Source organism: Klebsiella sp. HMSC16A12, assembly GCF_001808265.1.
Taxonomy (GTDB): Bacteria; Pseudomonadota; Gammaproteobacteria; order Enterobacterales; family Enterobacteriaceae; genus Klebsiella; species Klebsiella pneumoniae.
On sequence record NZ_KV792544.1, the window covers coordinates 35,048 to 54,307 of the forward strand.

Genomic DNA, 19,260 nt, shown 5'->3' on the forward strand with positions numbered 1-19,260 from the left:
ACGATCACGAAAGCGGGGGCGAAGCGCTGTTTTTTGTCGCGCGTTAAACATAAAATGTTAGCGCACGACATTGTTATTGCTGAGGAGAAAAGATGCCGCGTCGTACCGCAACCCTGGAGGATGTCGCCCGCGCCGCGGGCGTGTCCCAGCAGACGGTCTCCCGGGTGCTGAACCGTCCAGAGGTGGTGTCAGCCCGCACCCGCGAGCAGGTGATCCGCGCGATGCAGGCGCTGCACTATGTGCCTAACCGCTCGGCGCAGCTGCTTGCCGGCAAAGCGGCGCCCTCCATCGGGCTGATTACCGCCTCGCTGACGCTGCACGCCCCCTCGCAGATCGCCGCCGCGATAAAGAGCCATGCCAGCCTGCATCAGCTGGAAGTGGCGATAGCGATGCCGGCGCAGGCTGATTTTGTCGCGCTGCAGGCCCGGCTGGACGAGCTGCGCGCCCAGCATATTCGCGGGGTGATCGTCAGTCTGCCGCTGGAGAGCGCCACTGCCGAGCGGCTGGTGCAAGACAATCCGGATATGGCCTGCCTGTTTCTCGATGTCTCCCCGGAGGCCGATGTCTGCTGCGTGCGCTTCGACCACCGCGACGGCTGCGGGGCCTGCGTGCGCCACCTGTGGGAGCTGGGGCATCGCGAATTTGGTCTGCTGGCGGGACCGGAAAGTTCGGTTTCCGCCCGTCTGCGTCTCGCCAGCTGGCGCGAGGCGTTGCACAGTCTGAATATTGCCCGCTCTACTACGGTGTTTGGCGACTGGAGCGCCGCCAGCGGTTGGCAGAAAACTTTCGAGCTCCTCCACCTGCAGCCGCTGATCAGCGCCATAGTGGTGGCAAACGATCAGATGGCGCTTGGCGTGCTCAGCGCGCTGGCCCAGCTCAATCGCAGCGGCAGCCAGGCGGTATCGGTGACCGGCTACGATGACACCGCCGACAGCCTTTACTTCCAGCCGCCGCTCACCACGGTGGCGCAGGACTTCGATCTGTTGGGCAAAAGGGCGGTGGAGCGGCTGATTGCCCTGATGGCGGCCCCGCAGCTGCGGATCCGCGAGCTGCTGCCGACCCGGCTCATCGTGCGCCAGTCGGCCTGGCCTGTCGCCGCCGCGGAGGACCGGCAGCAGACCCTGGCGCAGCTGAAAGCGCTGGTGGAGAAGCTTTAGCTGCTGGTCGTTGAGGCTTTATTGAAGTTGAGCATGCTAACTTCGGCAGCAAACGTAGAGAGGTAAAGCTTATCTGTCTGCGAAAAATGCAAAACACAATCTATCCATGCAAGCATTGATTTACCGCCAGTCATATGGCGGTTTTTTTTTGCCCCTTCCACCCTGTACCGACTGCTTCAGTCCGGCTTTCCATCTGGCATATCCTGCCGCGGCATGCTAGATCTTGCTTCCGGGAGACGACGGGAGACAAGGTCATGATGGTGATTGAGGGTAAAGAGGCGATCGTGCGGGTGGACTGGCAGCGAGTGCGAACGATCATCGCCGAGGCCGGGCTGAATGAGCGTGATGTTCAGCAACTGGAGCAGGCGTTCCGCCAGAGCACCTTCTGCTGGTTTGGCTATGAGAACGGTCAGCTGATTGCCGTGGCGCGAGCCATCAGCGACTGCACCTGGAGCAGCTATCTGGCGGATGTGGCGATCGTCCCCGCTCGTCAGGGACAGGGCTACGGGCAACAGCTGATGCTGGCCATCCGGGAGCAACTCCTGCCCTTTGGCAAAATATTTATCTATGCGGTGGCCGATAAAATTACGTTTTATCAGCGCTTTGGCTTTGCCATGTTGACTACCGGCATGGTCTGCGCCAGCGAGGAAGGCATGCAGAAAATGCAGGAGCAGGGCTATATCCGTCAGCCCTGAAAGCTGACGCTTAGAAACGCCTGGCTTAAACGGGTAAACCAGGCGCAGGCTGTCAGAGGGGGCGTTCGAGCACGAAAAGATACGCTTCCCGCGACCAGAACAGGGCGGTACGGCGGCGCTCCACCGACATGGTTTTCACTTCCCATCCCTCACGGGTATAGCTGCTGAGAAACTGGCTCATTTTGTCAGGGTCGGCCTTGGCTTCGCCAAAAAACAGACTGCCCAGCAGCCCCTCTTTATAGATCACTACCCGACACTCTTTCTTCATCATCGACCCTCCTGGCGACCGGTTTACTGTGGCCGTCTATTGTCCGTGGCTGCGACGATTTTGCAATCGGAGAAGGCGTAAACTGTTTACGGTACTGCAGCGGGCTGAGCGCGAAGTGCTGGCGAAAATGGTGGCGCAGGGTGCCGGCGCTGGCAAACCCGCAGCGCTCAGCGATCTGATCGATGCCCATCGTGCTCTCCGTCAGGTGCTGGCGGGCGCGCAGCAGTCGTTCCTCCAGCAGCCAGCGGGCGGGCGTTTTACCGGTGGCCTCCTCAAAGCGGCGCAAAAAGGTTCGCGTCCCCATGCCGGCGCGCTGGGCGAGGGAAGCGACGGTATGGCTGGCGGCAAGATGCTGGTGCAGATAGTCAAACAGCTGACCGAGGCGCAGGCTCTCCCGGCTGCGGGCTACCGGGCGCAGGACCTGCTGCGCCTGACCGCCGTCGCGATGGGGAGAGACGACCAGGCGGCGGGCGACGACGTTGGCGGCTTCGCTGCCGAAATCTTCACGCACCAAATGCAGACAAAGGTCGATCCCCGCCGCGCTGCCGGCGGAAGTCATCAGCAAAGCATCGCCCACGTAAAGGACGTCCTCCACCACCTGGATCTGCGGAAAACGGGACTGCAGCGCCGCGGTGTAGCGCCAGTGGGTTGTCGCCTGGCGGCCATTGAGCAGCCCGGCGGCGGCGAGAACGAACACCCCGGAACAGATAGAAATAATCCGACATCCGCGGGCGTGGGCGGAAGCCAGCGCGGCGCACAGCGCCTCGGGGACCGGGGCGTCGACGCCGCGCCAGCCGGGGACCACGATCGTATCCGCCTGGGCGAGAAGTTCAGGACCGCCGTCGGTCATCAGGCGGATGCCGCCGGTGGCGCACAGCGGCCCTTCATCGACGGCGGCGACGGCGAACTGGTACCAGTTGTCGCCCATTTCCGGGCGCGGCAGGCCGAAGATCTCCACGGCTACGCCAAACTCAAAGGTGCACAGGCCATCGTAGGCGAGGGCGACCACCTGATGACGTGACGGTGTCACAGAAGGGGTTGTCAGGATGTTAGCGTTTTCTGTCATGGTTGTCGGCAGATCAGGGTGATGGGCGTCAGTAAAGTAGTGTTATCACAGACAAGGAGAAGACGCCATGAGTGTAGTAACCCAATTTACCCCCGCCACCTCCGCTGAGGCTATCCGCTGGTTCAGCCATAAGCTGCATCTTGAGACCGACTGCGCCGATGTGCACAGCGCCCAGCGTGCCGGCGAGGTCGACTTCGTCCTGCTGCACGTGGTCGGCAGTGAGGAAGCCTTCGCCAGACGTCACCTGCCAGGCGCGCAGCATCTCCCGCACAGCCAGATCACCGCCGAGCGAATGGCGGCCTGGCCGGCGGAGACCCTCTTTGTGGTCTACTGCGCCGGGCCGCACTGCAACGGTGCTGACGTTGCCGCGCTGAAGCTGGCCGAGCTGGGGCGGCCGGTGAAAATGATGCTCGGCGGACTCACCGGCTGGGAAGATGAGGGCTATGCGTTTGCTTCCGGTGATTGAAAATTTTTCATGTACCATGAAATATTCTCGTTTGCGACCCACCACTCTGCATGCCAGTATCTGGACATATAGCCATCCAGAAGTCTAAAAATTCAAGTAATGAACTATCACGGTGGGCAACTAACGCGCCCACCGCTAAGGAGACAGCATGCAACGTCAACAGGCCCCGTTCCGCGCAGACATCGTCGGCAGTTTTTTGCGCCCGGACAGCATTAAACAGGCGCGTCAGCAGCTGGCTGAGGGGATTATCGACGCCGCTCAGCTACGCGAGATTGAGAATAACGCGATCCGTCATCTGGTTCAGCAGCAATGCGACTGCGGCCTGCATGTGGTCACCGACGGTGAGTTTCGTCGCGCATGGTGGCATTTCGATTTCTTCGATGGCCTGCAGGGCGTTGAACGTTACGATGCCGAGCAGGGGATCCAGTTCAACGGCGTGCAGACCAAAGCGCACGGCGTTCGCGTCACCGGCAAGCTGGCGTTTGGCGACCACCCGATGCTGGAGGATTTCCGCTATCTGAAAAGCATCAGCGGCGACGCGCAGCCGAAGATGACCATTCCCAGCCCGAGCGTGCTGCACTTCCGCGGCGGGCGGAAAGATATCGATGCCACGGTCTACCCGGATCTTAGCGACTACTTCGACGATTTGGCCACCACCTGGCGCGACGCCATCCGCGCGTTTTATGACGCCGGCTGCCGCTATCTGCAGCTGGACGATACCGTGTGGGCCTATCTGTGCTCCGATGCCCAGCGCCAGCAGGTACGTGAGCGCGGCGAGGATCCGGATGCGCTGGCGCGTATTTATGCCCGGGTGCTGAACCAGGCGCTGGAGGGTAAGCCGGCCGATCTGACGGTGGGCTTGCACGTCTGCCGGGGTAACTTCCGTTCAACCTGGATCTCGGAAGGCGGTTACGAGCCGGTTGCCGAGGTGCTGTTTGGCAGCGTTAATGTCGATGCCTTCTTCCTGGAGTACGACAACGACCGCTCCGGGGATTTCGCGCCGCTGCGCTTTATTCGTCCCGGCCATCAGCAGGTGGTCCTCGGGCTGATCACCACTAAAAACGGCGAGCTGGAGAATCCGCAGGGGGTAAAAGCGCGTCTCGCCGAGGCCGCGCAGTACGTGCCGCTCGAGCAGATCTGCCTCAGCCCGCAGTGCGGTTTCGCCTCCACTGAAGAGGGGAATGCCCTCAGCGAAGACCAGCAATGGCAAAAGGTCCGTCTGGTGACCTCCATCGCCGCCGACGTCTGGTAATTGCTTTCTTAGCGCAGCGTTGCACCGTGATGAGGCAACGCTGCCATCCTCTTCGCCACTATCGCCCACCTGCGCCGCATCCCGCTGTTTTCACAACCTGGCACCTTTTTTGCCTTATCACCTCTGGTTAGCTGTTAATTCTTTATTTTTTGCGCTACTCAGGAGTGAATCATGCAACGTAGAACGTTATTAAAAGCTTTTGCACTCTCCGCCTCTGTTATGGCTATGGGTCTCTCCTTCCAGGCCTATGCCGCCGACACCATCAAAGTCGGGATCATGCATTCGCTCTCCGGGACGATGGCGATTTCCGAAACGCCGCTGAAAGACGTCGCGCTGATGGCCATCGACGACATCAACGCCAAAGGCGGGGTGCTGGGCAAGAAACTGGAGCCGGTGGTGGTCGACCCGGCCTCCAACTGGCCGCTGTTTGCCGAGAAGGCGCGCCAGCTGCTGGCCCAGGATAAAGTGGCGGTGGTGTTTGGCTGCTGGACGTCGGTCTCGCGTAAATCGGTCCTGCCGGTGTTTGAGGAACTGAACGGCCTGCTGTTCTACCCGGTGCAGTACGAAGGGGAAGAGATGTCCCCCAACGTCTTCTATACCGGCGCGGCGCCTAACCAGCAGGCTATCCCGGCGGTGGAATACCTGCTGAGCGAGGACGGCGGCGGCGCTAAACGTTTCTTTCTGCTGGGGACGGACTACGTCTATCCGCGCACCACCAACAAGATCCTCCGCGCCTTCCTGCATGCCAAAGGGATCCAGGACAAAGATATCGAGGAGGTCTACACCCCGTTCGGCTACAGCGATTACCAGACCATCGTCGCCAATATCAAAAAATTCGCCGCCGGTGGCAAAACGGCAGTGGTCTCCACCATCAATGGCGATTCCAACGTACCGTTCTACAAAGAGCTGGCTAACCAGGGTCTGAAAGCGACCGATGTACCGGTGGTGGCCTTCTCGGTGGGGGAAGAGGAGCTGCGCGGCATCGATACCAAACCGCTGGTCGGCAACCTCGCGGCATGGAACTACTTTGAGTCCGTCGATAATCCGACCAACAAAGCCTTTGTCGCCGATTATCGCGCGTATGCCAAAGCGCACAAGCTGCCGAATGCCGATACGGTGGTGACCAACGATCCGATGGAAGCGACCTGGGTGGGCCTGCATATGTGGGCGCAGGCGGTGACCAAAGCGGGCACCACCGATGTTGACAAAGTACGCGAGGCGATGGCCGGGCAGACCTTCAACGCGCCGTCCGGATTTACCCTGACCATGGATGCCACCAACCACCATCTGCATAAGCCGGTGATGATCGGTGAAATTGAAGGCAACGGCCAGTTCAACGTGGTCTGGCAGACCGATGAGCCCGTCCGCGCGCAGCCGTGGAGCCCGTGGATCCCCGGTAATGATAAGAAACCTGACCATCCGGTGAAAACCGTCAGCCAGTAAGCGCCACGGCCGACGGGGCGGGAGCGTCGCGCTCGTCGGCCGCTGACCAGAGGAGAACGACATGAACGCATTGCGTCTCATGAGTGTATTGGCGCTACTGCTGATCCTGCTGCCATGGCGGGCGCAGGCCGCGGAGGCGGACGCCTTCGTTGCCGCCAGTCGCAGCCAGCAGGCGCAGCTGTTGAGCCAGTGGGCGGCAGCGCCGCGGGCGGATCGTCTGCCGCTGCTGCGGGCGTTGACCACCGAGAGCCTGGTGATGGACGACGGAAAACATGCTTTCCGCACCCGACTGGGCGGATTACAGCCATTGGGCGCTGTCGCCGCGCCGCAGGGCGAAACCCGGCCGGTCCGTCTGACCAACCGGCTGCGCAATCTGGCTGCCGGCGCGCTGGCCAGCCACCTTATTTTAAGTGACAACGTCACGGAGAGAGCTTCCGCCGCACGAACGCTACAGCGGGAAGCGACTCCGGCCATGGCCGCGCTGCTGCAACAGCGGCTGCAGGCGGAAACCGATGATAATGTGCGGGGTCTGCTGGAGGTGGCGCTGGCGCGCCTGCAGCTCGCTCAGCCTGAGGCCAGCGCGCGGCTGGCCGCCGTGACGCTGCTCGGCCATTCCGCGGACCCGGAAACCCAGGCGCTGCTGATCCCCTTTACCGATGCCCAGCATGAGCCAGATGCGGCGGTGCGCGAGGCGGCCAGCGATAGCCTGCAAAAGATCAAACATCGTCTGCTGCTCGGCGATCTGCTGGGCCAGGCCTTTATGGGGCTGTCGCTGGGATCGGTGCTGTTGCTGGCCGCGCTGGGGCTGGCGATCACCTACGGCCTGCTGGGGGTGATTAACATGGCCCACGGTGAGATGTTAATGATCGGCGCCTACAGCTGCTGGCTGGTACAGCAGGCGCTGGTGCAGCTCGCGCCGCAATGGCTGGCCTTTTATCCGCTGGTCGCGCTGCCGGTGGCGTTTCTGGTGACCGCCGGGATCGGCATGGCGCTGGAGCGCACCATTATTCGTCATCTGTATGGTCGGCCGCTGGAAACGCTGCTCGCCACCTGGGGGATCAGCCTGATGCTAATCCAGCTGGTGAGGATGCTGTTTGGCGCGCAGAACGTGGAGGTGGCAAACCCGGCCTGGCTCTCCGGCGGCGTGCAGGTCCTGCCGAACCTGATCCTGCCGTGGAACCGGCTGGCGGTGCTGGCGTTCGTCCTGCTGGTGCTGTCCTTTACCTGGCTCATCCTGAACCGTACCCGTCTGGGGATGAACGTCCGCGCCGTGACGCAGAACCGGGCGATGGCCGCCTGCTGCGGCGTGCCTACCGGGCGGGTGGATATGCTGGCCTTTGGCCTCGGCTCCGGTATTGCCGGGCTGGGCGGCGTGGCGCTGTCGCAGCTTGGCAACGTCGGGCCTGAACTGGGTCAGGGATACATCATCGACTCGTTTCTGGTGGTGGTGCTGGGCGGCGTCGGCCAGTTGGCCGGCAGCGTGGCGGCGGCCTTTGGGCTGGGCATTTTCAACAAAATTCTCGAACCGCAAATGGGCGCTGTGCTGGGCAAAATCCTGATCCTGGTGATGATTATTCTGTTTATTCAGAAACGCCCGCAGGGTCTGTTCGCGCTGAAAGGGAGGGTTATTGACTGATGAGCCAACCAATCACCTTAACGCTGGCGCAGCGCGCGCCGCGACCTCTGCGCTGGCTGGGGATCCTGCTGGTGCTGGGGCTGCTGAGTATGCCATTCCTGGCGCTGCTGCCGGCCTCCCATCCGCTGGCGGTGCCGAGCTGGCTACTGACGCTGAGCGGCAAAATCCTCTGCTACGCCATTGTGGCGGTGGCGCTGGATCTGGTCTGGGGCTACGCGGGTATGCTGTCGCTGGGGCACGGGATTTTCTTTGCCCTCGGCGGGTACGCCATGGGGATGTACCTGATGCGCCAGGCGGCGGGCGACGGTCTGCCGGCGTTTATGTCTTTTCTCTCCTGGAGCGAGCTGCCCTGGTTCTGGTGGGGCACGCAGCATTTCGCCTGGGCGATGGCGCTGGTGGTGCTGGTTCCCGGTCTGCTGGCCCTGGTTTTCGGCTGGTTTGCCTTTCGCTCGAAGATCAAAGGGGTCTATTTCTCGATCATGACCCAGGCCCTGACCTATGCCGGTATGCTGCTGTTCTTTCGCAACGAGACCGGGTTTGGCGGGAATAACGGCTTCACCGGTTTTACTACGCTGCTGGGTTTTCCGGTCACCGCCACCGGCACCCGCGCCAGCCTGTTTATGGCCACGGTTTTGCTGCTGTTGCTGACCCTGTGGCTGGGCGCGGCGCTGGCGCAGAGTAAGTTTGGCCGGATCCTCACCGCGGTGCGTGACGCCGAAAACCGGCTGATGTTCTGCGGGTACGACCCGCGCGGCTTCAAGCTGCTGGTGTGGACGCTGTCGGCGGTGCTCTGCGGTCTGGCGGGGGCGTTATATGTCCCGCAGGTGGGGATCATCAACCCCAGCGAAATGTCGCCGACCAACTCCATCGAGGCCGCCATCTGGGTGGCGCTCGGCGGGCGCGGCACCCTGATTGGCCCGGTGCTTGGCGCCGGATTGGTCAACGGTGCGAAAAGCATTTTCACCGTGGCGATGCCAGAGTACTGGCAGCTGTTTCTCGGCCTCATCTTCATCATTGTGACCCTGTTTTTACCCCGCGGGGTGATGGGCCTGCTGCGTCGAGGAGACCGCTAATGCAACCGGATGAAGGACTATTTACCCGCCAGCTGCCCGGCGATCGCTTTCGCGAACAAACCGATCCGGTGCTGCAGCTGGAGAACATCAACGTCAGCTTTGACGGTTTCCGGGCGCTGACGGATCTGTCGCTGGCGATAGGCGTCGGCGAACTGCGCTGTGTGATCGGCCCCAACGGGGCGGGCAAGACCACCCTGATGGACGTGATCACCGGCAAGACCCGGCCGCAGAGCGGCAAAGCGCTCTATGACCAGTCGGTGGATCTGACCACTCTTGACCCGGTGGCCATCGCCCGCCAGGGCATCGGGCGCAAGTTTCAGAAGCCGACGGTCTTCGAAGCGCTGACGGTGGCGGAAAATCTCGCCCTGGCGATGAAGGGGGATAAATCGGTGTGGGCCAGCCTGCGCGCCCGGATGAGCAGCGAACAGGACGATCGGCTGAATGAGGTGCTGCGCCTGCTGCGTCTTGACGGCGAGCGCTACCGCCAGGCCGGTCTGCTGTCCCATGGCCAGAAACAGTTTCTTGAGATCGGCATGCTGCTGGTGCAGGAGCCGCATCTGCTGCTGCTTGATGAGCCGGCGGCCGGCATGACCGATGCGGAAACGGAGTATACGGCGGAGCTGTTTCGTACCCTGGCCGGACAGCACTCCCTGATGGTGGTGGAGCACGACATGGGATTTGTCGAGACCATCGCCGACCGGGTGACGGTCCTGCATCAGGGCCAGGTGCTGGCGGAGGGATCGCTGCGGGAGGTGCAGGCCAATGAGCAGGTCATTGAAGTTTATCTGGGACGTTAAGGAGCGCCAATGTTACAGGTGAGTCAGTTACATCAATACTACGGCGGCAGCCATATTTTACGCGGGGTGGATTTTTCCGCCCGCCAGGGCGAAGTCACCTGCCTGCTGGGGCGCAATGGCGTCGGTAAGACCACACTGCTGAAATGCCTGATGGGGCTGATCCCGGCGCGCAGCGGTGAGGTACGCTGGCAGGATCAGAACATCACCCATCGCAAACCGCACCAGCGGGTGCAGGCCGGGGTCGCCTACGTCCCCCAGGGGCGCGAGATATTTCCGCGCCTGACGGTGGAAGAAAACCTGCTGATGGGGCTGTCGCGCTTTCCCGCCCGCGAAGCGCAGCAGGTGCCGGAGGAGATCTACCAGCTTTTCCCGGTGCTCAGGACCATGAAGCAGCGGCGAGGCGGTGACTTATCCGGCGGCCAGCAGCAGCAGCTGGCGATTGGCCGCGCGCTGGCCAGCCGCCCACAGCTGCTGATCCTTGATGAACCCACCGAGGGGATCCAGCCCTCGGTCATCAAAGAGATTGGCGAGGTGATCCGCCAGCTGGCGAGCCGCGGAGACATGGCGATCCTGCTGGTGGAGCAGTTCTATGACTTTGCCGCCGGGCTGGCGGACCACTACCTGGTGATGTCGCGCGGCGCCATCGTCCAGCAAGGCAAGGGTGGTGATATGGAGAGCGACGGCGTGCGCGCCATGGTGACCATCTGACCAGGCCGGCGGCGGTCGCGCCGCCGGTTTGCGGCCTATTTGCGCAGTAGCCGCTGCAGGCGCGCCTGGCGCCAGTTTTTAATCCATTCGCCGAACACGAACAGGCGTAATCCTCTCACCACCAGCAGGGCGCCCCAGATCAGGGCGACCCAGCCGGACCAGTAGTACTGTGGATTAGTGAAGCGGTTAAGCACCGCCAGCAGCACGCAAACCACCAGCGCCACCGACAGCGAACGGAAAAAGCGGCTCTCCTGATGCACCCGCGCTTTGGCTTCCTCTATGCGCAGATCCAGTGAGGCTTCCTGGCCCGGCGCGTCTTCCCGCCGGGCTTCGCCGCCGATCTCGGCCACCGTCACTTCAAAGACCGCGGCGAGGGCGCTGAGGGTCTCCAGCCCCGGGCGTTCGCCATTCTCAATGCGCTGGATCGTGCGGACGCTGAGACCCGCCATTTCGGCCAGCTGCTCCTGGGACCAGGCGCGCTGCAGCCGTAATTGTTTGACCTGATTGTTGCTGTTCATATTCGTATGCTCCATAACGTTCTGCGGATGTAAACCTGTGATGGAGTATGGTGAACCGGGCCGCCAGCCACCACGACAGCGACCCGACAACGGCCCGACAGCAACCTGACAGCCGCATGCCAGCTGGCGTCAGGCGTTGGCCAGCGGAGAATCCGGTTGCCAGGGGCGGGCATTGATCCCGCGGAAAATCATCAGCCAGGCGGCGACAATCGCCACGATAAGAATGACAAAAAGCGACCAGTGCGGCAGATGGGTGAGGATCAACCCCGTCAGCATCGGGTTGAATGCCGCCCCCAGCCACCCCAGCGACTGGGCGGAGAAGTAGCTTGCCTTCATCCCCGGCGGGGCAATATGGTCAATCAGCATATACTCCCCGGGGGCATAAATCACTTCCCCGAGGGTGAAGATCGCCGCCGAGATCCCCCACGCCCACAGGCTGGCGCCAGAGAACATAAAGCCCACAAGGCCGATCACAAAGCAGACGGTGCCGAAGGTCATCAGCGGGCGGATATTTCTCGCGCTCAGCCGCCGGCCAACCGCGTACTGCAGAGCAACCACCACCGCGGCGTTGACCGGCAGCACCACGGCCACCACTTTCTCGGCGAAATCGCTGCTGGCGACCACCAGCACATACTGCGAGAGACAGGAGGCGAAGGCGCCGCCGACGAAGGAGGCCAGCAGCCCGGAGCAGGTAAACCACAGCAGCGCCCGGTCGCGCAGCAACACCGAAGGCGACCAGGGAGCGGCGCCCGGCTGGGCCGCGGCGGCGCCATCCCGCTGAAGAAACAGCTGAATAAACACCAGCGGAAAGGCGGCGCAGGCGGCCGCCAGCCAGAACGGCAAATTGATACTGTGCATTACCAGCAGGGTGCCGATGGGCGGCCCAACGGTCCAGCCGATGTTGAGGATGGTGTAGTTCAGCGAGAAGATGCGCGCTTTTTTCTCTGCCGTCAGCCGGTCGGCGAACCAGGCTTTCAGGACGGTGGAAAAGACCGAGTAGGCGCAGTTGATCAGCGCAAAGAAGATCACCACCAGGGGGGCGTTATTGACCAGCGGTATTGCGCTGAAGCCGAGAATAAACACCAGCACTGACCACACCATATAGCGCTTTTTATCGAACCTGTCAGCGAGGATGCCAAAACCCATGCTGAACAACACCCCAACCACCAGCGCCAGCGACAGGGCATAGCCAATCACATCCACTTCCAGCTGAAAGCGTCGGGTGAGATAGATGGTCATAAACGGCAGTGTGGCCCCGCGGCCGATAGTCAACAGTAACGACGATGCCAGCAGCGCGATGGTGGAGCGCCGGAGAGTGGTGATCATGATTTCCTTGCCTGTCATGTTGTTATAATTTTATGTCTTCGATCACAAATAACACGGCCATTACGCCTTGTACAGGTCATCGCGGTCGACGGGCGCACTTCCGGGCCTGCCAAAAATAATGATCTATCCCGGCGGCCGCTTTTTCGCTACTTTGATTTTGTTCACAAAAATTCCAATAACGACAGAGGCAGGGGTATGACGAGGAAAGATGGACTACTGGCGCTGCTGGTAGTGGTGGTGTGGGGGCTTAACTTTGTGGTGATTAAGCTGGGGTTGCACAATATGCCGCCGCTGATGCTGGCGGGGCTGCGCTTTATGCTGGTCGCCTTCCCGGCGCTGCTGTTTGTCGCCCGGCCAGCTATTCCGCTGCGCCTGCTGCTGGGCTATGGCCTGACCATAAGTTTCGGTCAGTTCGCCTTTCTGTTCTGCGCTATCGGCCTGGGTATGCCGGCCGGGCTGGCCTCCCTTGTGCTGCAGGCGCAAGCCTTCTTCACCATCATCCTTGGCGCCTTCGTCTTTGGCGAACGTCTGCAGGGCAAGCAGCTGGCGGGGATCGCCCTGGCGATCTTTGGCGTGCTGGTGCTGGTGGAGGGCAGCCTTGGCGGGGAGCATGTGCCGCTGGTGGGCTTTATGCTGACCCTCGCGGCGGCGCTCAGCTGGGCCTGCGGCAATATTTTCAACAAGAAAATCATGTCCCAGGCGAGCCGGCCGCCAATCATGTCGCTGGTGGTCTGGAGCGCGCTGATCCCGGTGCTGCCGTTTATGCTGGCCTCATTGTTGATCGATGGCCCGCAGACCATGCTGGCGAGTCTGCAACACATCGATCTGCTAACGATACTGTCGCTGCTTTATCTGGCGTTTATCGCCACTATCGTCGGCTATGGCATCTGGGGATCGCTGCTGGGGCGGTATGAAACCTGGCGGGTGGCGCCGCTGTCGCTGCTGGTGCCGGTGGTGGGAATGGCCAGCGCTGCGCTGCTGCTCGGGGAGACGCTGAGCGGACTGCAGCTCACCGGGGCGGTGCTGATTATGGCCGGGCTCTACATTAATGTCTTTGGCTTACGTTTGGTGCGGCCTGGGATGGCGCGCGGATAAAAAAAAAGCCCCGGAGACGGGGCTATACACAATTATGCGTGTAATGGCATCACAGGTCGTGCTGCTGGTAGTACGGCACGCCAAGTTCGTCAGATTTATCATTACCAGCCGCCATATGATTGAAATCAAACGGCGAATCATTATGTTCGGAAGGGATAATCATTGTATCACGCTGGTTTTGACGCACCGGCGTGGTGTTTTGCTCCGCATAGCTGAGGCTGGAGGCCAGCGACAAGAGTACGATAGCTGCGGCAGCGAATAGTTTCATGATTTCCTCAATACGTCTTTTATAGTGCAGGCGATTAACATCAGTTATTTAGCGGATGTAGATAGCGGGATTCGCCAGGTACATTCGTTATGCGATACTTGTGGGGCGGAACATCGAAATAGTTCTTGAACGTTCGCGTCAGGGTCTGCTGCGACTCGAAACCATAGCGTTCCGCCAGGTACAGGATTGGCTCATTACTCTGCTTGAGCTTCTGCGCAATCTCCGTCAGCTTGCGGCTGCGGATGTACTGGCCGAGGGAATGGCCGGTCTCTTTCTTAAACATACGTTGCAGGTGCCACTTAGAGTAACCGGAGCGCTCAGACACTTTTTCCAGCGACAGGGGCGATTCCAGGTTATCCTCGATCCACGACAAAATACTATGGATAGTGATGGCGTCATTATTACGTCTGGACATCATCTTACCTCTTCTTATTTTTACGGCAGGACCTTCTTGAGCAGTTGCTCAAGCATGGCGACTTCGTCCGCCGACAGATTTTTCGTTAACTCCTGGTGTAACTTCTGACCCACAACCTGATGACACTGCTCGCAAAGGGCTGCGCCGTCCGGCGTCAACTGCACCAGCACGCCGCGCTTGTCAGCGGGGTTGGGTAACCGTTCAATCCAGCCTTTGCACGCCAGGCGGTCGAGCATGCGCGTCATCGCGCCCGGGTCGACGGAAAGCACGGTTTTCAGCTCAACGGGGGTAATACATACTTCGCAACGAATGGAGCAGAGCACGCGAAACTGGGTCGCGGTAATATCCATAGGTGAGAGGTAGTCATTGAGCAGGCGATCTTTTTTCTGGTTAACCATCTGGATCAAGCGGCCCAGCGGGATCATTTCATTAAACAGGTCGCTGGTACTTTTCATAATGGTTGCCCAGGCAAGTAATTAGTTGCAAGTGATACTATTGCCCAGGCAATCATAAGTCAACATTATGAATTGGCCGATGCCACGATTTGCTAAAATGGAAAAGTACGATGTGGGTCACTCTTTATGATTTTTCTAACGCTTGTTATTTTTTTGCAGAAGTGATTTATCAGCAGGCTGGCGTCAAATTTGTTGAAGCCGATATACTCATGGAATGAAACCATTCTTAAAAAATGAATATTAACGGGACTTTAATTAACTATGTTCGATTTGTTTAAAGCAATAGGGCTCGGCCTGGCGGTGCTTTTACCGCTGGCGAATCCACTCACAACCGTGGCGCTGTTCCTTGGCCTGGCCGGTAATATGAACAACGCCGAGCGTAATAAACAGGCGTTAATGGCATCGGTGTATGTCTTCGCCATCCTGATGGTGTCGTGGTATGCCGGTCAGGTGGTGATGAATACATTCGGCATATCAATACCTGGGCTACGTATCGCCGGCGGATTGATTGTGGCCTTTATCGGTTTCCGCATGCTGTTTCCCCAGCAAAAAGCCCACGATTCGATGGAAGCGAAGATCAAATCGGAAGAACTGCAGGATGAACCGACCGCCAATATCGCCTTTGTGCCGCTGGCGATGCCAAGCACCGCCGGTCCGGGCACCATCGCGATGATTATTAGCTCCGCCTCGACCGTTAAGCACGGCGTGGACTTCCCGGAGTGGGTGGTGCTGGCGGCGCCGCCGATCATCTTTTTGCTGTTAGGGGTGATTCTGTGGGCTTGTCTGCGCAGTTCCGGCGCGATTATGCGTCTGGTTGGCAAAGGCGGCATCGAGGCCATCTCGCGACTGATGGGCTTTCTGCTGGTCTGCATGGGCGTGCAGTTTATTATTAACGGCGTGCTGGAGATCATTTCGACCTGGCATCCCTGACCGCCCGCGATGCGCAGAGAAAAAAAGCCCGCCGGCGCGATACCGGCGGGCTTTTTTGTGCGACGGAATCAGGAGTGGTGCGGCTGATGGTCTTCCAGCGATACCGGCCAGCGACGGAATATCATCAGCGACCAGACCAGCGCGACCAGCGCCGGAATGGCGCCGACGTAGCCGACGGAGGCCATGGAAAGATGCAGACTCACCTGGCTGCCGACCAGCGCCCCGGCGCCTATGCCGATATTAAAGATACCCGAGAACAGAGACATGGCGACGTCGGTGGCATCCGGAGCGGAGGCCAGCACTTTCACCTGCATGCCGAGACCGATAATCATGATCGCCACCCCCCAGAAGATGCTGAGCAGCATCAGGTGCTGCGGGTTATGCGAGGCCGGCAGCAGCAGCAGCAGGCAGGCGAGCAGCAGGGCAATCGCCAGGCTTATCAGCCCCGACGCGTGCTGGTTACCGAGCTTACCGAACAGAATGCTGCCGATAATACCGGCCCCGCCAAGGATCAGCAGCAGTACGGTGGCAAAGTTGCCGCTCAGGCCCGCTACCGTCTGGACAAAGGGCTCGATATAGCTGTAGGCGGTATAATGAGCGGTCACCACCACCACGGTCAGAATGTACACGCTGACCAGCGCCGGGCGGCGGAACAGCACCGGCAGGCTTTTCAGCGAGCCAGAATGTTCGCTCGGCAGGGTCGGCAGCAGTTTTACGAGGCAGGCCAGGGTGGCTAACGCGCCGAGGCCGATCGCCAGGAAGGTCATCCGCCAGCCAAAGTACTGGCCGATAATGCGCCCGATCGGAATACCAAACACCATCGCCAGCGCGGTACCGGTGGCGATCAGGCTCAGCGCCTGCGCCCGTTTGCCCGGCGGGGCCATGCGGATGGCCAGTGCCGATGTTATCGACCAGAACACTGCATGCGCAAAGGCGATACCAATGCGGCTGATCACCAGCACGTCAAAATTCCAGGCAAAAAACGACAGGACGTGGCTGGCGATAAACAGAATAAACAGGCCGATAAGCAGGCGCCGGCGCTCCACTTTGCTGGTCAGCAGCATAAACGGCAGCGACATTAACGCCACCACCCATGCGTAGATGGTCAGCATCATGCCCACCTGGGCGGTTTCCATGCCGAAGCTGTCGGCAATATCCGACAACAGACCGACCGGGGCAAACTCTGTGGTGTTAAAAATAAACGCGGCGATGGCCAACGTCACGACACGTAGCCACGCTACCTTGCGTGAGACCGTATTCGTAGTCATAAGCTCTGGACTGGTGATTCAGGGAAAGATGTGACGCTGATCTTAAAACGATTGTTGGCGAAAAGACAATCATTTTGTGATCTGCGTCTCATTTCATCGCAAGGGGCTGGCCGCGGTTAAGCGATTAATTTTGCTATGGATAGTGTCAAGGGGGCGCTTTTATGTCATGTTGAAGGAAAGTAAAAAAAGTAAGGACAGGATATGCAGGAAATTCAATTTTATCTGGTCGATGCTTTCAGCGATAAAAACTTTGGCGGCAATGCCGCGGCCATCTGCCCGCTCAGCGAGTGGTTAGCCGACGATGTGCTCCTGAAAATGGCCCAGCAGCATAATCAATCCGAAACGGCTTTCTTTGTCCGTACCGACGAGGGCTATGAGCTGCGCTGGTTTACCACACTCGCTGAGATCAATCTCTGCGGCCACGCGACCCTCGCCGCTGCGCACGTTATTTTCGAATATCTCGACCATCCTTCGGCGACGATTCTCTTTAGCACCCGTTTTGTTGGTGAGCTGCGGGTCACCCGTAATGGCGACTGGCTGACGCTCGATTTCCCTGCGTGGTCGACCTCCCCGGTGGAAAACCCGCCGGCGGATCTGCTGACCGGGCTAGGACTCGAGGCCGCCGTTGAAGTTCGGGAAGGGCGCGATTATCTGGTGGTGCTGGCGGATCGCCAGCAGGTTGAAGCGGTGCGACCGGATATGGCGCGGCTGCGAACGCTTGGCAAAATGATCTGCGTCAGCGCGCCGGATGAAGAGTATGACTTTGTCAGCCGCTTCTTCTGCCCGGGAGAAGGGGTGCCGGAAGATCCGGTCACCGGCTCCGCCCATAGCATGCTGATCCCCTGGTGGGGCGAAAAGCTGGGGAAAACCACCATGATGGCGCGCCAGATCTCCGCTCGCGGCGGCGACCTGCGCTGCCAGTGGCAGGGCGACCGTGTGCTGATTAGCGGCCAGGCCACCACCTATATGCGCGGAACGGTTTACCTGCGTTAATCATGGCCCCCGCGTCGCCCCGGAGAGCGGCAATCTACTTCCGCTCCCCGGGGCGACATAGCATTAGCCCAGCGATGCGCCGCCACACATCACCAGCTCCTGTCCGGTCATCGCCGATGCGCCCTCGCTCAGCAACCAGCTCACCAGAGAGACCACTTCCTGCGGAGTAATCAGTCGCCCAAGCGGCGGAAGCCGCGGCGGGGAACTTTCTCTGCCTGGCTGATGAAGCATCGGCGTATCGGTTGCGCCGGGGGCCACGACGTTGACCGATATCGTCACCGACGCCCACCTGCCGGATAAAACCCGCGAGGCGCTGGAGACCCTTTCCCCGCAGCTGATCATTGCCGACTGACTCGCAGGCTGCCGTCAGGGCAGACGGGCGATATTGGCCTTGATCACCGCGATCGACTGGCTGAACTTCGCCTGCTCTTCGCCGGCCAGCTGCAGTTCAATGATCTGCTTCACGCCACCCTGGGCCAGCACCGCCGGCACCCCAGCCGCCGCGCCGCTGACCCCGTACTCGCCGTCAAGAATGCAGGAGACCGCCAGCGCGCGGTGGCTGCCGGTGAAGATATTGCGGCAGATCTCGGCGATGGTCCCTGCCACGCCATATTCGGTGCAGCCTTTACCCGCGTAGATCTCAAATCCCAGCTTGCGCACTTTGTCAGCCATCGCCTCGCGATCGAGCGGCAGGCCGGTGCGCTGCTGGTAGAGGTCGGCGATTGGCGTGCCATATACCGAGGAGTGCGACCACACCGGAAACTGGGTATCGCCATGCTCGCCGAGGATAAAGGCGTCGATGCTCTGGGCGCCAATCTCCAGTTCCTGCGCCAGCAGGCGACGCAGGCGGGTGGTATCCAGCCAGACGCCGGTGCCCAGCACCTGGCTGCGCGGCAGGCCGGAAAGCTGCCATACCTGCCAGGTGATGATGTCGCAGGGGTTGGTGGCCACCAGAAAGATGCCGTTAAATCCGTTGGCCATCATCGTCGGCACAATGCTCTTCACAATCTTCGCGGTGGAGGTCAGTTCATCCAGCCGGCTCTGGCCGGGGCGCAGCGCGCCGCCGGAGACGGTGATCACCGCGATATCGACATCGGCGCAGTCGCTGGCCTCGCGGGTGGAGATGGTCATCATCCCCGGCAGGTAGGCCGCGGCGTCGCTCAGGTCCTGAGCGTGGGCCTCAGCGCGCTGTTGGTTAAGGTCGACGAGGATCAGCTCCTCGCAAATGCTCTGGTTGAGCAGGGCGTAGGCCGCCGACGCGCCGACATTGCCGGCGCCAATAATCATCACTTTACGGGCTTTGGTGTGCATATTCAGATCTCAAGTACGAACGGCAGGGGATAAAATTACTGTGTTTCAGTGGGTTAGCGCAATAGGCGGGCGGCAATATAAGTTAATGCTATGTCGGGAAAAGCCGCCGGCCGCGCTACA

At 60.5% G+C, this 19,260-nt stretch carries 22 protein-coding genes and 2 pseudogenes; 14 read left to right on the forward strand and 10 right to left on the reverse strand.

The window, feature by feature from the left end; all coding sequences use genetic code 11:
- The first annotated feature begins 92 nt into the window (after positions 1 to 92).
- Positions 93 to 1,157, forward strand: coding sequence for a LacI family DNA-binding transcriptional regulator (locus tag HMPREF3140_RS04205; protein ID WP_032411450.1), 1,065 nt, complete (start codon positions 93 to 95; stop codon positions 1,155 to 1,157).
- 254 nt (positions 1,158 to 1,411) lie between these two features.
- Complete coding sequence (locus tag HMPREF3140_RS04210; RefSeq protein WP_002904139.1) at positions 1,412 to 1,852, forward strand: GNAT family N-acetyltransferase; 441 nt, start codon at positions 1,412 to 1,414, stop codon at positions 1,850 to 1,852.
- A gap of 52 nt (positions 1,853 to 1,904) precedes the next feature.
- Here HMPREF3140_RS04210 and HMPREF3140_RS04215 read toward each other — a convergent pair whose 3' ends face one another.
- Together HMPREF3140_RS04215 and ftrA are read right to left on the reverse strand one after the other, a co-directional pair.
- Positions 1,905 to 2,120: a DUF4177 domain-containing protein gene (locus HMPREF3140_RS04215; protein ID WP_004205985.1), complete on the reverse strand. Its 216-nt coding sequence runs from the start codon at positions 2,118 to 2,120 to the stop codon at positions 1,905 to 1,907.
- Entirely contained in the window at positions 2,089 to 3,186 is a 1,098-nt protein-coding gene (gene ftrA, locus HMPREF3140_RS04220) for a transcriptional regulator FtrA (RefSeq protein WP_004176251.1), read from the reverse strand. Before ftrA ends, HMPREF3140_RS04215 begins: the two co-directional genes overlap by 32 nt.
- 67 nt (positions 3,187 to 3,253) lie before the next feature.
- Between ftrA and HMPREF3140_RS04225 the strand changes: the two genes are divergently transcribed.
- From HMPREF3140_RS04225 to urtE, 7 genes are all read left to right on the forward strand, one after another.
- Positions 3,254 to 3,652, forward strand: coding sequence for a rhodanese-like domain-containing protein (locus HMPREF3140_RS04225; protein WP_021313932.1), 399 nt, complete (start codon positions 3,254 to 3,256; stop codon positions 3,650 to 3,652).
- 148 nt (positions 3,653 to 3,800) lie between these two features.
- Positions 3,801 to 4,904 (forward strand): cobalamin-independent methionine synthase II family protein, encoded by a 1,104-nt coding sequence (locus HMPREF3140_RS04230; RefSeq protein ID WP_004148338.1) that lies wholly within the window; start codon positions 3,801 to 3,803, stop codon positions 4,902 to 4,904.
- A 171-nt stretch (positions 4,905 to 5,075) separates the two neighbouring features.
- Positions 5,076 to 6,347 (forward strand): urea ABC transporter substrate-binding protein, encoded by a 1,272-nt coding sequence (urtA, locus tag HMPREF3140_RS04235; RefSeq protein ID WP_004224704.1) that lies wholly within the window; start codon positions 5,076 to 5,078, stop codon positions 6,345 to 6,347.
- A gap of 61 nt (positions 6,348 to 6,408) precedes the next feature.
- Complete coding sequence (gene urtB / locus HMPREF3140_RS04240) at positions 6,409 to 7,983, forward strand: urea ABC transporter permease subunit UrtB (RefSeq protein WP_021313931.1); 1,575 nt, start codon at positions 6,409 to 6,411, stop codon at positions 7,981 to 7,983.
- Positions 7,983 to 9,056 (forward strand): urea ABC transporter permease subunit UrtC, encoded by a 1,074-nt coding sequence (gene urtC, locus HMPREF3140_RS04245; protein ID WP_004148341.1) that lies wholly within the window; start codon positions 7,983 to 7,985, stop codon positions 9,054 to 9,056. The genes urtB and urtC overlap by 1 nt, the downstream gene beginning before the upstream one ends.
- Positions 9,056 to 9,853: an urea ABC transporter ATP-binding protein UrtD gene (gene urtD / locus HMPREF3140_RS04250; protein ID WP_004190223.1), complete on the forward strand. Its 798-nt coding sequence runs from the start codon at positions 9,056 to 9,058 to the stop codon at positions 9,851 to 9,853. Before urtC ends, urtD begins: the two co-directional genes overlap by 1 nt.
- Positions 9,854 to 9,862: 9 nt before the next feature.
- A complete protein-coding gene (urtE, locus tag HMPREF3140_RS04255) occupies positions 9,863 to 10,561 on the forward strand; it encodes an urea ABC transporter ATP-binding subunit UrtE (protein WP_004176246.1) in 699 nt (232 codons plus the stop codon).
- Positions 10,562 to 10,596: 35 nt separating this feature from the next.
- Here the strand turns inward: urtE and HMPREF3140_RS04260 are convergent, their stop codons facing one another.
- Together HMPREF3140_RS04260 and ydeE are read right to left on the reverse strand one after the other, a co-directional pair.
- Positions 10,597 to 11,079, reverse strand: a complete 483-nt coding sequence (locus tag HMPREF3140_RS04260) for a helix-turn-helix domain-containing protein (protein WP_002904389.1) — start codon at positions 11,077 to 11,079, stop codon at positions 10,597 to 10,599.
- Positions 11,080 to 11,208: 129 nt separating this feature from the next.
- Positions 11,209 to 12,405, reverse strand: a complete 1,197-nt coding sequence (gene ydeE / locus HMPREF3140_RS04265; protein WP_002904391.1) for an efflux MFS transporter YdeE — start codon at positions 12,403 to 12,405, stop codon at positions 11,209 to 11,211.
- Between the two features lie 195 nt (positions 12,406 to 12,600).
- Between ydeE and eamA the strand changes: the two genes are divergently transcribed.
- Complete coding sequence (eamA, locus tag HMPREF3140_RS04270; RefSeq protein ID WP_004143566.1) at positions 12,601 to 13,500, forward strand: O-acetylserine/cysteine exporter; 900 nt, start codon at positions 12,601 to 12,603, stop codon at positions 13,498 to 13,500.
- Between the two features lie 49 nt (positions 13,501 to 13,549).
- Here eamA and marB read toward each other — a convergent pair whose 3' ends face one another.
- From marB to marR, 3 genes are read right to left on the reverse strand one after another with little or no spacing between them, the layout of a single operon-like run.
- Positions 13,550 to 13,768: a multiple antibiotic resistance protein MarB gene (marB, locus tag HMPREF3140_RS04275; protein WP_002904394.1), complete on the reverse strand. Its 219-nt coding sequence runs from the start codon at positions 13,766 to 13,768 to the stop codon at positions 13,550 to 13,552.
- 40 nt (positions 13,769 to 13,808) lie between these two features.
- Positions 13,809 to 14,183: an MDR efflux pump AcrAB transcriptional activator MarA gene (marA, locus tag HMPREF3140_RS04280; protein WP_002904397.1), complete on the reverse strand. Its 375-nt coding sequence runs from the start codon at positions 14,181 to 14,183 to the stop codon at positions 13,809 to 13,811.
- Positions 14,184 to 14,203: 20 nt separating this feature from the next.
- A complete protein-coding gene (gene marR / locus HMPREF3140_RS04285) occupies positions 14,204 to 14,638 on the reverse strand; it encodes a multiple antibiotic resistance transcriptional regulator MarR (RefSeq protein WP_004143563.1) in 435 nt (144 codons plus the stop codon).
- 89 nt (positions 14,639 to 14,727) lie between these two features.
- On the opposite strand from marR, the gene HMPREF3140_RS28605 reads away from it, so the two are divergent.
- Together HMPREF3140_RS28605 and HMPREF3140_RS04295 are read left to right on the forward strand one after the other, a co-directional pair.
- On the forward strand, positions 14,728 to 14,856 hold the full coding sequence (locus HMPREF3140_RS28605) for a hypothetical protein (protein ID WP_075551531.1): 129 nt from the start codon (positions 14,728 to 14,730) through the stop codon (positions 14,854 to 14,856).
- 43 nt (positions 14,857 to 14,899) lie between these two features.
- Entirely contained in the window at positions 14,900 to 15,568 is a 669-nt protein-coding gene (locus HMPREF3140_RS04295) for a MarC family NAAT transporter (protein WP_002904403.1), read from the forward strand.
- A gap of 68 nt (positions 15,569 to 15,636) precedes the next feature.
- Here the strand turns inward: HMPREF3140_RS04295 and HMPREF3140_RS04300 are convergent, their stop codons facing one another.
- Complete coding sequence (locus HMPREF3140_RS04300) at positions 15,637 to 16,836, reverse strand: sugar transporter (protein WP_002904407.1); 1,200 nt, start codon at positions 16,834 to 16,836, stop codon at positions 15,637 to 15,639.
- Positions 16,837 to 17,037: 201 nt separating this feature from the next.
- Here HMPREF3140_RS04300 and HMPREF3140_RS04305 point away from each other — a divergent pair, with 201 nt between their 5' ends.
- A complete protein-coding gene (locus HMPREF3140_RS04305) occupies positions 17,038 to 17,829 on the forward strand; it encodes a PhzF family phenazine biosynthesis protein (RefSeq protein WP_032411453.1) in 792 nt (263 codons plus the stop codon).
- Between the two features lie 63 nt (positions 17,830 to 17,892).
- On the opposite strand, the pseudogene HMPREF3140_RS04310 reads toward HMPREF3140_RS04305, so the two are convergent.
- Positions 17,893 to 18,099: pseudogene (locus HMPREF3140_RS04310) on the reverse strand (SDR family oxidoreductase); the annotation flags it as partial.
- Here HMPREF3140_RS04310 and HMPREF3140_RS28130 point away from each other — a divergent pair.
- Positions 18,068 to 18,181 (forward strand): annotated as a pseudogene (locus tag HMPREF3140_RS28130) (DeoR/GlpR transcriptional regulator); the annotation flags it as partial. The pseudogenes HMPREF3140_RS04310 and HMPREF3140_RS28130 overlap by 32 nt on opposite strands.
- A gap of 14 nt (positions 18,182 to 18,195) precedes the next feature.
- Here HMPREF3140_RS28130 and HMPREF3140_RS04315 read toward each other — a convergent pair.
- Positions 18,196 to 19,140 carry an L-lactate dehydrogenase gene (locus tag HMPREF3140_RS04315; RefSeq protein ID WP_002904491.1) on the reverse strand — a complete coding sequence of 315 codons (945 nt, stop codon included), beginning with the start codon at positions 19,138 to 19,140 and terminating at the stop codon, positions 18,196 to 18,198.
- Positions 19,141 to 19,260: the final 120 nt, after the last annotated feature.

Bases quoted from the DNA above. Each gene is read 5' to 3' on its own strand.
- HMPREF3140_RS04205 (WP_032411450.1), top strand. From the start codon at position 93: ATGCCGCGTCGTACCGCAACCCTGGAGGATGTCGCCCGCGCCGCGGGC.
- HMPREF3140_RS04210 (WP_002904139.1), top strand. From the start codon at position 1,412: ATGATGGTGATTGAGGGTAAAGAGGCGATCGTGCGGGTGGACTGGCAG.
- HMPREF3140_RS04215 (WP_004205985.1), bottom strand. From the start codon at position 2,120: ATGAAGAAAGAGTGTCGGGTAGTGATCTATAAAGAGGGGCTGCTGGGC.
- ftrA (WP_004176251.1), bottom strand. From the start codon at position 3,186: ATGACAGAAAACGCTAACATCCTGACAACCCCTTCTGTGACACCGTCA.
- HMPREF3140_RS04225 (WP_021313932.1), top strand. From the start codon at position 3,254: ATGAGTGTAGTAACCCAATTTACCCCCGCCACCTCCGCTGAGGCTATC.
- HMPREF3140_RS04230 (WP_004148338.1), top strand. From the start codon at position 3,801: ATGCAACGTCAACAGGCCCCGTTCCGCGCAGACATCGTCGGCAGTTTT.
- urtA (WP_004224704.1), top strand. From the start codon at position 5,076: ATGCAACGTAGAACGTTATTAAAAGCTTTTGCACTCTCCGCCTCTGTT.
- urtB (WP_021313931.1), top strand. From the start codon at position 6,409: ATGAACGCATTGCGTCTCATGAGTGTATTGGCGCTACTGCTGATCCTG.
- urtC (WP_004148341.1), top strand. From the start codon at position 7,983: ATGAGCCAACCAATCACCTTAACGCTGGCGCAGCGCGCGCCGCGACCT.
- urtD (WP_004190223.1), top strand. From the start codon at position 9,056: ATGCAACCGGATGAAGGACTATTTACCCGCCAGCTGCCCGGCGATCGC.
- urtE (WP_004176246.1), top strand. From the start codon at position 9,863: ATGTTACAGGTGAGTCAGTTACATCAATACTACGGCGGCAGCCATATT.
- HMPREF3140_RS04260 (WP_002904389.1), bottom strand. From the start codon at position 11,079: ATGAACAGCAACAATCAGGTCAAACAATTACGGCTGCAGCGCGCCTGG.
- ydeE (WP_002904391.1), bottom strand. From the start codon at position 12,405: ATGATCACCACTCTCCGGCGCTCCACCATCGCGCTGCTGGCATCGTCG.
- eamA (WP_004143566.1), top strand. From the start codon at position 12,601: ATGACGAGGAAAGATGGACTACTGGCGCTGCTGGTAGTGGTGGTGTGG.
- marB (WP_002904394.1), bottom strand. From the start codon at position 13,768: ATGAAACTATTCGCTGCCGCAGCTATCGTACTCTTGTCGCTGGCCTCC.
- marA (WP_002904397.1), bottom strand. From the start codon at position 14,183: ATGTCCAGACGTAATAATGACGCCATCACTATCCATAGTATTTTGTCG.
- marR (WP_004143563.1), bottom strand. From the start codon at position 14,638: ATGAAAAGTACCAGCGACCTGTTTAATGAAATGATCCCGCTGGGCCGC.
- HMPREF3140_RS04295 (WP_002904403.1), top strand. From the start codon at position 14,900: ATGTTCGATTTGTTTAAAGCAATAGGGCTCGGCCTGGCGGTGCTTTTA.
- HMPREF3140_RS04300 (WP_002904407.1), bottom strand. From the start codon at position 16,836: ATGACTACGAATACGGTCTCACGCAAGGTAGCGTGGCTACGTGTCGTG.
- HMPREF3140_RS04305 (WP_032411453.1), top strand. From the start codon at position 17,038: ATGCAGGAAATTCAATTTTATCTGGTCGATGCTTTCAGCGATAAAAAC.
- HMPREF3140_RS04315 (WP_002904491.1), bottom strand. From the start codon at position 19,140: ATGCACACCAAAGCCCGTAAAGTGATGATTATTGGCGCCGGCAATGTC.